This is a genomic window from Bradyrhizobium sp. CB1717 (assembly GCF_029714325.1).
In the GTDB taxonomy this organism is placed as follows: Bacteria; Pseudomonadota; Alphaproteobacteria; order Rhizobiales; family Xanthobacteraceae; genus Bradyrhizobium.
The window spans coordinates 319,023-332,831 of record NZ_CP121666.1 but is presented as its reverse complement, the minus strand read 5'-3'; the positions used below and the strand labels follow the sequence as shown (position 1 = coordinate 332,831).

General features: G+C 67.1%; 11 protein-coding genes. 6 read left to right on the top strand and 5 right to left on the bottom strand.

Translation table 11 applies throughout. The annotated features are described in order from the left end of the window. The first annotated feature begins 90 nt into the window (after positions 1–90). The 6 genes from QA649_RS01565 (at position 91) to QA649_RS01540 (ending at position 8,370) form a co-directional block, all read left to right on the top strand. Positions 91–2,244: a hybrid sensor histidine kinase/response regulator gene (locus QA649_RS01565; RefSeq protein ID WP_283022661.1), complete on the top strand. Its 2,154-nt coding sequence runs from the start codon at positions 91–93 to the stop codon at positions 2,242–2,244. Between the two features lie 51 nt (positions 2,245–2,295). Further along, positions 2,296–4,242: an ABC transporter ATP-binding protein/permease gene (locus tag QA649_RS01560; RefSeq protein WP_283022660.1), complete on the top strand. Its 1,947-nt coding sequence runs from the start codon at positions 2,296–2,298 to the stop codon at positions 4,240–4,242. Between the two features lie 173 nt (positions 4,243–4,415). Beyond that, on the top strand, positions 4,416–5,240 hold the full coding sequence (locus QA649_RS01555) for an FkbM family methyltransferase (RefSeq protein WP_283022659.1): 825 nt from the start codon (positions 4,416–4,418) through the stop codon (positions 5,238–5,240). A gap of 25 nt (positions 5,241–5,265) precedes the next feature. Beyond that, complete coding sequence (locus QA649_RS01550) at positions 5,266–5,652, top strand: VOC family protein (RefSeq protein WP_260387437.1); 387 nt, start codon at positions 5,266–5,268, stop codon at positions 5,650–5,652. A gap of 83 nt (positions 5,653–5,735) precedes the next feature. Further along, a complete protein-coding gene (locus QA649_RS01545) occupies positions 5,736–5,978 on the top strand; it encodes a hypothetical protein (protein WP_026312326.1) in 243 nt (80 codons plus the stop codon). 187 nt (positions 5,979–6,165) lie between these two features. Continuing rightward, positions 6,166–8,370: an OmpA family protein gene (locus tag QA649_RS01540; RefSeq protein ID WP_283022658.1), complete on the top strand. Its 2,205-nt coding sequence runs from the start codon at positions 6,166–6,168 to the stop codon at positions 8,368–8,370. Between the two features lie 182 nt (positions 8,371–8,552). Here the strand turns inward: QA649_RS01540 and argG are convergent, their stop codons facing one another. The 5 genes from argG to QA649_RS01515 form a co-directional block, all read right to left on the bottom strand. After that, positions 8,553–9,890, bottom strand: a complete 1,338-nt coding sequence (gene argG, locus QA649_RS01535) for an argininosuccinate synthase (protein WP_131874242.1) — start codon at positions 9,888–9,890, stop codon at positions 8,553–8,555. 95 nt (positions 9,891–9,985) lie between these two features. Next, the gene (locus QA649_RS01530) at positions 9,986–10,762 is read right to left on the bottom strand and encodes a phosphatase PAP2 family protein (RefSeq protein WP_283022657.1); all 777 of its coding nucleotides are present in this window, start codon (positions 10,760–10,762) and stop codon (positions 9,986–9,988) included. 272 nt (positions 10,763–11,034) lie between these two features. Continuing rightward, positions 11,035–11,529, bottom strand: a complete 495-nt coding sequence (locus QA649_RS01525; RefSeq protein ID WP_283026230.1) for a hypothetical protein — start codon at positions 11,527–11,529, stop codon at positions 11,035–11,037. Positions 11,530–11,663: 134 nt separating this feature from the next. Further along, positions 11,664–12,866, bottom strand: coding sequence for a 23S rRNA (adenine(2503)-C(2))-methyltransferase RlmN (gene rlmN, locus QA649_RS01520; protein ID WP_283022656.1), 1,203 nt, complete (start codon positions 12,864–12,866; stop codon positions 11,664–11,666). Positions 12,867–13,070: 204 nt separating this feature from the next. After that, a complete protein-coding gene (locus QA649_RS01515) occupies positions 13,071–13,739 on the bottom strand; it encodes an invasion associated locus B family protein (RefSeq protein ID WP_283022655.1) in 669 nt (222 codons plus the stop codon). Between the last annotated feature and the right edge of the window lie 70 nt (positions 13,740–13,809).

The following is a 13,809-nucleotide window of genomic DNA, read 5'->3' as shown; positions in this document are numbered from 1 at the left end:
GCCGGATCACAACCCAAGATTATCCCCACAAGCCGCTTCCTTCCCGGCGGGAAATTCAAGTAAGCTCACCGGTCAGGGACCGGAGCGACCGTGCAGGGAGCGCAACGCAATTCGCTGAGGCTTTTGCAGTGGATGATGGTTGCATCCCTGGCCCTGCCGATTGCGCTGTTCGCGATCGCCTCCACGATCTCCTACACCTCGACCAGGGACATCGCCGACCGCGAGATCGAGCGCACGCTCGATGTGGCGCATGAACATGCGCTCAAGGTGTTCGAGACCATCGATCGCAGCCTGTCCGAGCTCAACGAGGTCGTGCGCGGCCTTCCCGACGACGTCATCCGCGCACGCGAAGCCGCGCTGCACCGCCGCCTGAAGCGGCTGACCGATTCGCTGCCGCAGCTCAAATCGGCCTGGATCTTCGACGCGGATGGAAAAGCACTGGTCAACAGCCTGGTTTCGCCGCCGCCTGGTTTGGCCTTCGCGGACCGCGACTATTTCTACGTCCATGTCGACCAGGCCATCGGCACCGTCATCGGCATGCCGCTGACGCCGCGTCCGCCCTATCAGGGCGCGCGCTTCTTCGGCATGAGCCGCCGGCGCGACGCCGACGACGGCAGCTTCATCGGCGTGATCCAGGCCTCCGTGCTGCCGGAATATTTCGAGAGCTTCTATGCCAGGATCGGCTCGGATCCCGGCAGCTTCTTCGCGATGGGTCGCACCGACGGCGTGGTGCTGGCGCATTTCCCGCGGCTCGACCGCGACCTCCGGCTCGATCCGGGCGGACCGGTCGGCCGCGAGATCGCCGCGCACCCCGCGCAGGGGCTCATGACCATCGCCTGGCCCTCGGACGGGATCGAGCGCCGCATCGGCTACAGGCGCGTCGCCGAATATCCGATCTATGTCAGCGCCGGCTTCGAGACGTCGGCGATCCGCGCGCGCTGGTACGCCACCATCGGGCAGCATCTGGTGTTCGGCGTTCCCGCCACCGCGCTGCTGTTCCTGCTGCTGGCATTCGCCTTCCGGCGCACCCAGCATCTGCAGATGGAAGCCGCAAGGCGGCGCGAGGCCGAGGAGGCGCTCAAGCACAGCCAGCGCCTGGAAGCGCTCGGCCAGCTCACCGGCGGCGTCGCCCACGACTTCAACAACCTGCTGACCGTGATCCGCGCCTCGGTCGATCTGTTGAACCGTCCGCAGCTGAGCGAAGAGCGACGGCAGCGCTACATCACGGCGATTGCGGACGCAGTGGCGCGCGCGGCCAAGCTGACCTCGCAGCTGCTCGCCTTTGCGCGGCGCCAGACCCTGAAACCGGAAGTGTTCGACGTCGGCGAGCGATTGCAGTCGCTGCACGACATGCTCGCCACGCTGCTCGGACCTGCCATCGAGATCGCGATGCGGCTGCCGGCGGAGCCGTGTCTCGTCAATGCCGATGCCAGCCAGTTCGAGACCGCGCTGATCAACATGGCGACCAATGCGCGCGATGCCATGCAGGGCAAGGGCAGGATCAGCTTCACCGTCGAGAGGGCGACAACCCTTCCCGACACGCCGACGCAGGTCTCGCACAGTCATATCCCGGGACACCTCGGCTTCGTCGGCGTGATCGTCAGCGACACCGGCGTCGGCATTCCGGCCGCGCGGCTCGGGCGGATCTTCGAGCCGTTCTTCACCACCAAGCAGGTCGGCCACGGCACGGGTCTCGGCCTGTCCCAGGTGTTCGGTTTCGCCCGGCAATCCGGCGGCGAGGTGACGGTGACGAGCGAAGTCGGCCAGGGCAGCACCTTCTCGCTCTATCTCCCACGCGTGCCCGCGGACCTCTTGCCACAGCAGCAGGCGCCGAACACCGCGCCTGCGGTGGCCGGCAGCGGCATGTCGGTGCTACTGGTCGAGGACAATATCGAGCTCGCCAATTTCGCCGCCGATGGCCTCACCGCGCTCGGCTACAGCATCACGCTGGTCGACAATGCCGCCGATGCGCTGGCCGAGCTCGTCGTGGACGCCGATCGTTTCGACGTCGTGTTCTCCGACATCGTGATGCCCGGCATGACCGGGCTCGATCTGGCGCGGGCGATCCGCGATCGCGGCATCAAGGTGCCGGTCGTGCTGACCACCGGCTACAGCCAGGCGCTGTCGCAGGAAGGCAGCCTCGGCTTCGACCTCGTGCAAAAGCCCTATTCGATCGAGGAGCTGTCGCGCGTGCTGCACCGGGCTGCGCGGCTGCGGCGGGTGCGCGGCGGCGCCGCCGAATAGGGTATTCGGGAACCGACCGGAACCGGCTGATTTGTCTCGCGTTATCCGGCCATGCAAAAGGCAGCCGGGAAGCGCGACCAGGGCAAGACGCCACCCATTGTCGAGATCAAAGGCGAGAACGGCGACGAGGTGGCTGCGCCGCCGCCCGAGGTGCTCGAACCCGATCCCGAGCTCTCTCCCGAAGAGGCCGAGCAGGCCCGCAAGGATTATCTGCTGACCCGCTTCTGGATCAGCGCGCGCGGCTTCTGGGGCCGCAACGGCGATCGCCTCGCCTGGCCGTTCTCGATCGGTCTCGGCGCGTTGATCGTCCTCACTGTCGGGTTTCAATACGGCATCAATGTCTGGAATCGCGCGATCTTCGACGCGATCGAGAAGCGCGACGCGACGAGCGTCTTCCATCTCACCGCCATGTTCTTCCCGCTCGCGCTCGGCAGCATCGTGCTCGGCGTGGCGCAGGTGTTCGCGCGCATGGGCATCCAGCGGCGCTGGCGGGCCTGGCTCACCAGCAGCGTGCTGACGCGCTGGCTCACGAACGGGCGCTACTACCAGCTCAACCTCGTCGGCGGCGACCACCAGAATCCGGAATACCGGATCGCGGAAGACCTGCGCATCGCGACCGATGCGCCGGTCGATTTCCTCGCCGGCGTCAGTTCGGCGCTGCTGTCGGCCGCGACCTTCATCGTCGTGCTCTGGACCATCGGCGGCGCGCTTACCGTCACGCTCGGCGGCTCATCCATCACCATTCCCGGCTTCCTCGTGATCGCCGCCATCCTCTACGCCGCGATCGCATCCGGCTCGATCATGGTGATCGGCCGGCGCTTCGTGCAGGTCTCGGAGGACAAGAACCAGGCCGAGGCCGATTTCCGCTATACGCTGACACGCGTGCGCGAGAACGGCGAAAGCATCGCACTGCTCGGCGGCGAAGAGGAGGAGCGCGACGGCCTCGACCGCAACTTCGCCAGCGTCTTGCGGCAATGGGCGCGGCTCGCCGGCCAGCACATGCGCACCACGCTGGTGTCGCAAGGGTCGAGCCTCGTCGCACCGGTCGTGCCGCTGCTGCTCTGCGCGCCGAAATTCCTCGACGGCAGCATGACGCTGGGGCAGGTGATGCAGGCGGCCTCCGCCTTCACCATCGTGCAGAGCGCGTTCGGCTGGCTGGTCGACAATTATCCGCGGCTCGCCGACTGGAACGCCTGCGCGCGCCGCATCGCCTCGCTGATGATGTCGCTCGACGGCCTCGAACGCGCCGAGCAGGGCGACGGCCTCGGCCGCATCCAGCGCGGCGAGACGCACAACGAGGCGATGCTGGAGCTGCGCGATCTCTCCGTCACGCTCGACGACGGCACCGCGGTGGTCGGCGAGACCGAGGTGGTGATCGAGCCCGGCGAGCGGCTGCTGGTCGCCGGCGAATCCGGCACCGGCAAGAGCACGCTGGTGCGCGCCATTGCGGGGCTGTGGCCGTGGGGCGGCGGCAGCGTCAACTTCCATCCCGACCGGCGGCTGTTCATGCTGCCGCAGCGGCCTTACGTGCCCTCGGGATCGTTGCGCCGCGCCGTCGCCTATCCCGGGGCCGAAGAGGATTGGACCATCGGAGAGATCGGGGAGGCCCTGCACAAGGTCGGCCTCGACCATCTCAAGGAGAAGATCGAGGAAGAAGGCCCGTGGGACCAGACGCTGTCGGGCGGCGAGAAGCAGCGCCTCGCCTTCGCGCGGCTGCTGCTGCACAGCCCTGATATCGTCGTGCTCGATGAGGCGACCTCGGCGCTCGACGAGAAGAGCCAGGACAAGATGATGAAGATGGTCACCGACGAGCTGCCGAAAGCGACCATCGTCAGCGTCGCGCATCGCGTCGAGCTGGAAGCCTTTCACAGCCGCAAGATCGTGCTGGAACGCCGCAAGGGCGGCGCCAAGCTCGTCAGCGACGTCGACCTCATCCCGCGCAAGGGCCGGCGCAGGCTGCTCGGGCGATTCCTGAGGCAGCGGAAGAAGGCGGCGTGAGGCCCGCCGCTGCGTAGCCCGGATGGAGCGCAGCGTAATCCGGGAAGGTCGGTCCGTAGGGCAAGAACCCCGGATTTCGCTGCGCTCCATCCGGGCTACATTCTCTTCCCGCAGCGTTGGAGTCCCCGCCAAAACCGGCTATGCATGCGCCGCCTGCAACGAGGACCTGCTGCTTGACGCCCGACAATGCCCCTTCGTCCGCGCCGTTTGGCGCGTTTGCGCCGAATGCGGCGCAGGCCGCGATCATCCGCCTTGCGACGCGATCGGGGCTGAAGCGCGGCGCGTTCCGGCCCTGGCTGTCGCGGCTGGTCAATCTACTGCGCGGCGGCCCGATCGATGTACAGTATCAGGGCGCCTCGTTCCGCTTCTATCATCAAGGCAGCGCGACCGAGCGCGGCGCCCTGTTCAATCCCGACTACAATCTCGACGAGCTCGATTTCCTGCGACAGCACACGCCTGCGGGCGGCGTGTTCGTCGACGTCGGCGCCAATGTCGGCACGTTTGCGCTGGTGATGGCGCGGCAGGTCGGCACCCAAGGCAAGGTGGTCGCAATCGAGCCGCATCCGCTGACCTTCGGACGGCTCTCCTTCAACCACGCCGCATCGCAGGCAACGCAGGTGCGCCTGGTTCAGGCCGCCGCGGGCGACAGCGACGGCGAGCTGATGATCGAGAGCGGTGGCGGCAATCTCGGCGCGACGCATGTCGTGACCGGCGCGGCCAGCGCTGACGCCATCAAGGTGCCGTCGCTGCGCTTGACGCGCATTCTCGATGAGGCCGGCGTCGGCCAAGTCGATTCGCTCAAGATCGACGTCGAGGGCTTTGAGGACCGCGTGCTGATCGGCTTCTTCCGCGACGCACCGCAATCGCTGTGGCCGCGCGCAGTGGTGATCGAACATCTGTCACAAAACGAATGGCAGCAGGATTGTATTGCCGACATGGTCGCGCGCGGCTTTGCGGTCGCGCGCAAGACACGAAGCAATACGTTCCTGTCGCGCTGACAGGGACGAGCAAGGGAGGTTAGCGATGATCGACCATCTGGGTTTCTCCGTCTCCGATTACGAGCGCGCGAAAGCGTTCTATGCGAAGGCGCTGGCTCCGCTCGGCTACGGCCTGATCATGGAGGTCACGGCGGAGCAGACCGGTCACGCTGCGGCGGCCGGCTTCGGCGCCGACGGCAAGCCGGATTTATGGTTCGGCGGCGAAGGCGCGATGAACAAGCCGGTGCATATCGCGATCGCCGCCAAGGACCGCGCCACCGTGGATGCCTTCTACAAGGCGGCGATGGCAGCCGGAGGACGCGACAACGGGCCCCCCGGGCTCCGTCCGCATTATCATGCGAACTATTATGGCGCGTTCGTGCTTGATCCCGACGGCCACAACATCGAGGCCGTCTGCCATCTGCCCGAATAGGGCGCACTTCGAAACGATGCGAGGCGGAACATCGGCACGGCATCGTCGTTATCGTTCTCTGGACAACGATCTCGATGATGCCGATGCCGATCGAACCGCCCGAGATTCCACCGTCGACACCGGGCACTCCGACCGAGCCGCCGCCGGGAATTCCGCCGGGCAATCCGCAACCCGATATCACGCCGCCGGTGCGCGAGCCCGGCGAATCACCGCGGCCCGACGAACTGCCGGGCCACGTGCCTGAGGAGATTCCATCGCGCGGGCCGAACGGTCCGCTCACGCCCAATCCTGCGACGGACGCAATGCCGCCGCGCAATCGCATATGAGGCGAAGCATCACATGTGAGGCGATTGCAAGGAGCGTCTGAATGCGCAATGAACGTCGCCATAGTGAGATGATTTGCGTGCACAAATAAATCGGGCCGCGACCGCTTCGCCCGCCACAATGCGGCCTAACGCGTAGCTGTTCATCCCAACCACTTCGTCAAAGAACCTTCCGGGGAAGTTCACCACCATGACCAACCTTCGTTTCGTGCTGCTTGCGACGACGGCTCTCACCGCGATGCAATTGGCCAACACTGCATCGCATGCGCAAAGCGCTTCGCCGCTCGTGGTCGCGCAGGCGCAGCCGGCTCCGTCGCAAGAGACCGGCCCTGACGGAAAACCGAAGCAGCCGCCGAAGGGCCCGCCTGCGGCCACGCCGCCTGCCGCGCCCGCGCGCCCGGCTGCACCGCCGCCCGCCGCTGCTCCGCCCCACCCGCCCGCTGCGCCTCCGCCGGCTGCTGCGCCGCCGCGACCGGCAGCACCGCCTCCACCGCCGCCGCCTCCTGCGGCCCGTCCGGCTCCGCCGCCGCCACCCCCGCCGCCTGCCGCTCCGAAGCAGCCGTCGCCGCCTCCGGCCGCGGCCCCGCAGCAGCACGCCCCGACACCGCCGCCGCCAGCGCCGCCCGCGGCACGTCCGGCGCCCACGCCGCCGGCACCGCCTCCGGCCCCACCTGCGGCACGACCGACGCCGCCGGCACCGCCTCCGGCTGCCGCGCACCCGACTCCAACTCCTCCTCCGCCGCCTCCTGCAGCGGCACCCTCGGTGCGGCCCGCGCCTGCGCCTACGGCGACGCCCGCAGCCCCTCCACCCGGTGCACCTTCGGCCCGCCCGGGCTCGCCCGCGCCGGCAGCCACTCCTGCTCCGACTGCGACACCCGCACCGACCGCGACACCTGCGCCGACCGCAACGCCGGCTCCGGGCAGCACGCCCGGCGCACCGCCGGCTGGCCGCCCCGGCGCACTGCCGCCCGGCACCCGTCCCGGCGCGCCTCCGGCGGCGGGAACGCCAGCCCCCGGTGCTACGCCCGCTCCAACGGCAACGCCGGCCCCAGGTGGCGCCGCTGCGCCGCCGGCCGGACGTCCGGGATCGGCGACTCCGGCTCCCGGCACGACCCCTGCCCCCGGCGCGACTCCAGCCCCGACGGCGACGCCAACTCCCGGCCAACAGGGTGGAACGCCTCCTGCCGGCGCACCTGCTGCCGGAGCTCCGGCCGCGCCGCCCCAGGCCGGCACCCTGCCGCCCCGGCCCGCGGCGCCCGCCGGTGCTGCAGCTCCGACGGTCGTCCCCGGCTCCGCGGCTGCTACGCCGCCGCCCAACCGGGCCCAATACCGTCCGCCGACGGTTGCGCCGGCCTTCCAGGCCGCGCCGACGGTCGCGGCACCCTTGCCGCCGCCGCCGCGCCCGCCGCAGCGTGACCTGACGCCGCTCGCGATCGGTGCCGGTGTGGTGGCCGGTGCCGTGATCGGCGCGACCATCGCCGACCTCCACAACCAGCGGCGCGAGGTCGTCGAAGGCGGCCGCACCATCTACAACGAGCCGGACCGCATCATCATCCGCGATCCCGGCGGGCAGGCCTATGTCCGCGGCAACGATCTCTATCGCTTCCGCTACGGCGCCCGCGACATCCGCACTGACACGATCGGCGGCGAAACCCGCACCGTCGTGATCCGTCCCGATGGCAGCGAGGTGATCACCGTGGTCGGCCCGGACGGCTCGCTGCTGCGTCGAATTCGCCGGGACCCCGGCGGGCGCGAGATCGTCATCATCGACAACAGCTACCGCGATCCGCGGTCGGTCGGCGGCTTCTATGTCGACGTGCCGCCGCCGGTCGTGAACATCCCCTACGATCGCTACATCGTCGACGCGCAGGAGGCGTCGCCGGACGTGATCTACGCGACCATGCAGGCACCGCCGGTGCAGCGGATCGATCGCCGTTACTCGCTCGACGAGATCCGCTACAGCCCGAATGTTCGCATGCAGATGCCGAGCATCGACGTCAACACGATCAACTTCGAGACGGGATCGTGGACCATCCCGCCGGACCAGGCGGCCCGGCTGCAGGTGATCGCCGACGGCCTCAACCAGGCGATCCAGCGCAACCCGCGCGAGGTGTTCCTGATCGAGGGCCACACCGACGCGGTCGGCAACGAGGTCGACAATCTGTCGCTCTCGGATCGCCGGGCGCAGTCCGCGGCCGAATTGCTGACGCAGCAGTTCAATGTGCCGGCGGAGAACCTGACGTCGCAGGGCTATGGCGAGCAGTACCTGAAGGAGCAGACGCAGGGACCGAGCCTGATCAACCGGCGCGTCACGGTCCGCCGCATCACGCCGCTGCTCAACGGCGGCCAGGCCTCGCTGCCGCCGCCCCCGCCCGGCACCGCGCCGCCGCGGTAACGGCACGCACAAACGCAAATGGCCGGGAGCGATCCCGGCCATTTTTGTTTTCGGTGTTACACGCGACGTTGCGGCATATCGCGCAATCGTAGGGTGGGCAAAGGCGCGTGAGCGCCGTGCCCACCAATCATCTCGGTCGTGGAAGGATGGTGGGCACGCTTCGCTTTGCCCACCCTACGAGATTAGCCCTTGTCGCTCTCCAGGCGGAAGATCTGCGAGCCTTCGCTGCCCGACAGCAGGCCGGTGTCGCTATAGAGCTTCAGCTTCGTCCGCGTATCGGCGATGTCGAGATTGCGCATGGTGAGCTGACCGATGCGGTCGGCCGGCGTGAAGGCGGCGTCCTCCACCTTCTCCATGCTGAGCCGTTCCGGCGCATAGGTGAGGTTGGGGCTCTCGGTGTTGAGGATCGAATAGTCGTTGCCGCGGCGCAGCTCCAGCGTCACCTCGCCGGTAACGGCGCGCGCGACCCAGCGCTGCGCGGTCTCGCGCAGCATCAAGGCCTGCGAATCGAACCAGCGACCCTGATAGAGCAGGCGTCCCAAACGCATGCCGCTGATGCGGTACTGCTCGATGGTGTCCTCGTTGTGGATGCCGGTGACGAGGCGCTCATAGGCGATGTGCAGCAGCGCCATGCCCGGCGCCTCGTAGATGCCGCGGCTCTTGGCCTCGATGATGCGGTTCTCGATCTGGTCGCTCATGCCGAGACCATGACGGCCGCCGATCGCGTTGGCTTCGAGGAACAGCGCGACGGGATCGGAGAAGGTCTGGCCGTTCAGCGCCGTGGGCTGGCCTTCCTCGAAACGCACCACGACCTTCTCGGCCTTGACGGCGCAATCGTCGCGCCAGAACGGCACGCCCATGATCGGGTTGACGATCTTGATGCCGCTGTCGAGGCTCTCGAGATCTTTCGCTTCATGCGTGGCGCCGAGCAAATTGCTGTCGGTCGAGTACGCCTTCTCGGCACTCATCTTGTAGGCAAAGCCCTGCGCGGTCATGAACGCCGACATCTCGGCACGGCCGCCGAGCTCGTCGATGAACTGCTGGTCGAGCCAGGGCTTGTAGATCTTCAGGCCCGGATTGGTGAGCAGGCCGTAGCGGTAGAAGCGCTCGATGTCGTTGCCCTTGAAGGTCGAGCCGTCGCCCCAGATGTTGACGCCGTCTTCCTTCATGGCCGCGACCAGCATCGTGCCGGTGACGGCGCGCCCGAGCGGCGTGGTGTTGAAATAGGTGATGCCGCCGGTCGAGATGTGGAAGGCGCCGGACTGGATCGCGGCGATGCCTTCATGGACCAGCTGCGTGCGGCAATCGACGAGGCGCGCCTTCTCGGCGCCGAACTCCATCGCCTTGCGCGGGATCTCGTTGTAATCGGCCTCGTCGGGCTGGCCGAGATTGGCGGTGTAGGCGTAGCAGCGCGCGCCCTTCTGCTTCATCCAGAGCAGCGCCGCGCTGGTGTCGAGACCGCCCGAAAAAGCGATGCCGACTTTCTCACCCTTGGGCAGGCTTTTCAGGATCGTGGTCATGGGGCTTCCAATCGGGTCTCAAAGGGGTCTGATTTCGGGGCGAACCTGACCGCGCGAATATCAAATTTCGCAGGGCTCGGCACGCATTTAATGGCTCAAATCGACGGTGCGGGGTTGGTCTTGCGGCCGAACAGGCGCTGGCGGAGCCGGTAGGCGGGCATGTTCAGCCGGGTCAGGGCGGCATCCACCGCCTCGTCCGAGAACCGGGTCCGCGGCCAGCGGTAGATCAGCGCATAGGCGAACCAGATCACGACGAAGGTGACGAGGCCGGCGATCGAGACATCGGTAAAGAAGTGCCCGCCGAAGGCCATGCGGAGCCCTGACGTCACGGCGCCGAAGATAAGCGCGCCGGCATAAGCGAGCGGCCGCCATGCCGGCGGGGCCAATGCGGCGGGGGCCAGCGTCCAGAACGCGGTCGCGCCCTCGCCCGAGAAGAACGAGCAATTGCGCGCGCAGCCGCCGCGCGGATCCCACCACGGCACGAATTGCTGGTCGCCGGCAAACTCGGTCACCACCACCGGGCGCGGCCGGCCCCAATAAGTCTTGAAGGTGAGATTGGTGAGGATGCCGGCCGACAGGATGATCGTCACCAGCAGGAACACGATCGCGCGCCCCGACACCAGCAGCGGACGGTCCGGCCGGATCATCTTGACCACCAGCGCCACCAGCGAGGGCAGCACGAACGCCCAGGCGATCCACATCGCCGCGTCGCGCGCGAAGCCGGCCCAATCGATCAGCTTGAGCGGAAACGTCTTCGTCGCGGGGTCGAAGAACAGCGAGGCCAGCTTGAGATCGAGCTCGGGATAGAGGCCGAAAACGACGCCGATCACGAGCCACAGTGCCAGGGCAATGAAGAGTCCAGTCCGGTTCATGGCGCGCGGTTTAGCGGAGTGGGGCGGGGATGGAAACCCCGGAGACGGTCCCGGCGAGCGATGCGGGCGGGCATGACTTTGTTGAAACGCAATGCCTCCACACAGTCGTCCCGGCGAAGGCCGGGACCCGTACCTCCAGGGAGGAGTTTGGCGAAGACCCGTCATTCGGTACTCCTACCGATAGCCATCGATAGATTCCGCGGTATGGGTCCCGGCCCCCGTGCGCAATTGCGCACTAGGCCGCGACGACACCGAGTATGTGGCGAATTACTTCACCTCGCATCCGGCCGCGAATTCGCCGGCAACGGTGGAGGCGGCTTGCGCGGGGGCGGCGGGTTGCGCCAGGCGCCGGCGCTGCGGCCGGCGATCAGCCAGTAGACGACGCCGGCGACGATGCCGGCCCCCGTCATGATTTCCAGGTGACGCCGCACGATGCCTTCGAACTGCAGCGTGTCAGAATGGAAGGGAACGAGGCCGAGATAGCAGGCGAGCCCGACAAGGCCGCCGCCGACGGCATAAGCGAGTGCGCTGCGGATATAGAGCGCTTCGGTGATGGCGACGATCACCGCCGCCGGCACCAGCGCGAAGCCCGAGACGAAGATGAAGCCAAAGCCGAGCAGGATATCGATCGCGCCTTGATCGACGGGACCGGCGCCGAGATCGGCGAACTCCGGAAACAGCAGCGCCATGACCACGATCATGCCGCCGACGAAACAGGCGGCGAGAAAGCCGATGAAGATGACGATGAGGCGGCCGATCAGGGACATCTGGAAGAAGCCACCGTTGCCGTCATTGCGAGCGAAGCGAAGCAATCCAGAAATGCATCCGCTGAGGCAGTCTGGATTGCGTCGTCGCTACGCTCCTCGCAATGACGAAGCTGCGAGAGCGCGGGCATGACAAGCTAATCCGTCATCGCCATGGCGCGGAGCGCCTGGCGCTCGCGAGCGCTGAGCTTTTCAGTCTCCGACTTGAGCTGGCCGCAGGCGGCGAGGATGTCGCGGCCGCGCGGGGTGCGCACCGGCGAGGAATAGCCGGCGTTGAAGATGTATTCGGAGAACTTTTCGATCTGGTCCCAGTCCGAACACTCATAGGCGGTGCCGGGCCAGGGATTGAACGGGATCAGATTGATTTTTGCGTGAATGCCCTTGAGCATCTTCACCAGCAGCTTCGCATCGTCGAGCGAATCGTTGACGCCCTTGAGCATCACATATTCGAAGGTGATGCGGCGCGCGTTCGAGGCGCCGGGATAGTCGCGGCAGGCCTGCAAGAGCTCCTTGATCGGATATTTGCGATTGAGCGGTACCAGCTCGTTGCGAAGCTCGTCACGCACCGCATGCAGCGAGATCGCGAGCATGACGCCGATCTCCTCGCCGGCGCGCACGATGTTCGGCACCACGCCCGAGGTCGACAGCGTGATGCGGCGGCGGGAGATGCCGATGCCTTCATTGTCGCCGACGATCAGCAGCGCATCGCGCACCGCGTCGAAATTGTAGAGCGGCTCGCCCATGCCCATCATCACGATGTTGGTGACGCGGCGCGTGCCGTCCTCGCGATCGGCCCAGTCGTTCAGGCGATCGCGCGCGACCATCACCTGGCCGACGATCTCGCCGGCGGTGAGGTTGCGCACCAGGCGCTGCGTGCCGGTGTGGCAGAACGAGCAGTTCAGCGTGCAGCCGACCTGCGAGGAGACGCAGAGCGTGCCGCGGTCGGTCTCGGGGATGTAGACGCACTCGACTTCATGCGCCTTCTCGACATTGTCGCCGCTCGGCAGCCGCAGCAGCCATTTGCGGGTGCCGTCGTTGGAAATCTGCTCGGCCACGACTTCGGGACGGTCGACGGTGAAGTGCTGCGCGAGGTCGGCGCGGATGCCCTTCGAGATCGAGGTCATGTCGTCGAAGCTCTGGGCGCCGCGGAAATAGAGCCAGTGCCAGAGCTGCTGCACGCGCATCTTGCGCTGCGCCGGCGCGACCCCGATCTCGCCGAGGCGGTCGGCAAGCTCGCTGCGCGACAGGCCGATCAGCGACGGTTTGGCCGGCGGCACGTAGGTTTCGAGCGGAGTCTTCTCCACCAGGATTGCGTTGTGCGGCTCGGTCGTCGGTTGCATCTATGGGCCTAATTGCTGTGGTCGTTCCGGGGCAGCTCGAAGAGCCGAACCGGGAACCTCGAGATTCTCAAGGTGCCCAACTGGGCACCATAGTTCGATGCTGCGCATCGCCCCGGAATGACGAAAGAAATCTGGAACCGCCCCTATATAGCAACCGGAACCGCCGATTGCGACCTTATCGCCCTCAGCCTTAACGACTAGGCGTTATCGCCTACAATCCTGGGCGATCTTGTCGAGCGCCTGGGCGAGGCCCTTCAGCGAGAAGGTGTCGGTCGTCTCCGTCCCCTTGGCCGAGACGCCCTTGACCACGAGATCGGCGGATTTGCGCATGGCTTCGACCATCCGCTCCTCCTCGGCCGCGTTCTTGATCCAGAGGCCATCGCCCTGCGTATACATCGCAAAGGCGGCGCCGCCGACCTCGACCGAGGATTCCGAGCCCGGCTTCAGCGCGTAGCCGATCATGACCGAGACTTCGTTGTTCACCTTCTCCGCCGGCCGGGTCGAGACGAAGGCATAGGCGGGATCGCGCGGCCGATTCGGCGGGTTCGTCTTCGACGACGAGGGCTTTGCCAGCGCGAAGCAGACCTTCTTGCCGTTGGGTGTCGCCGAATAGGCGCCCCAGGTGCCGAACTGGCCGATCAGGGTCGGCTCCGCGCCGCCCGCAACCGCCGCGGCCGGGCCCGCCGGTTTGCTCTCGGGCTTTGCAGCGGTCTTTGCGGCCGTATTGGCCGCCGGCGCAGCCGCTTTCGGTGCAGCCTCTTTTGGTGCGGCCTCTTTTGGTGCGGCCTTGGGCGCCGGTTGCGCCCGCGCGGAATCAGGGATTCCCCACGCCACCCCGCCAGTCGTCAAAGCCAATAATAGCACCCGCCACATGCTGGAGTGGTTCCCTCAATATTGTGACTGGAAGATGGCCCGGCCGCGCTTTGTCCCCGGGTAGGGATAG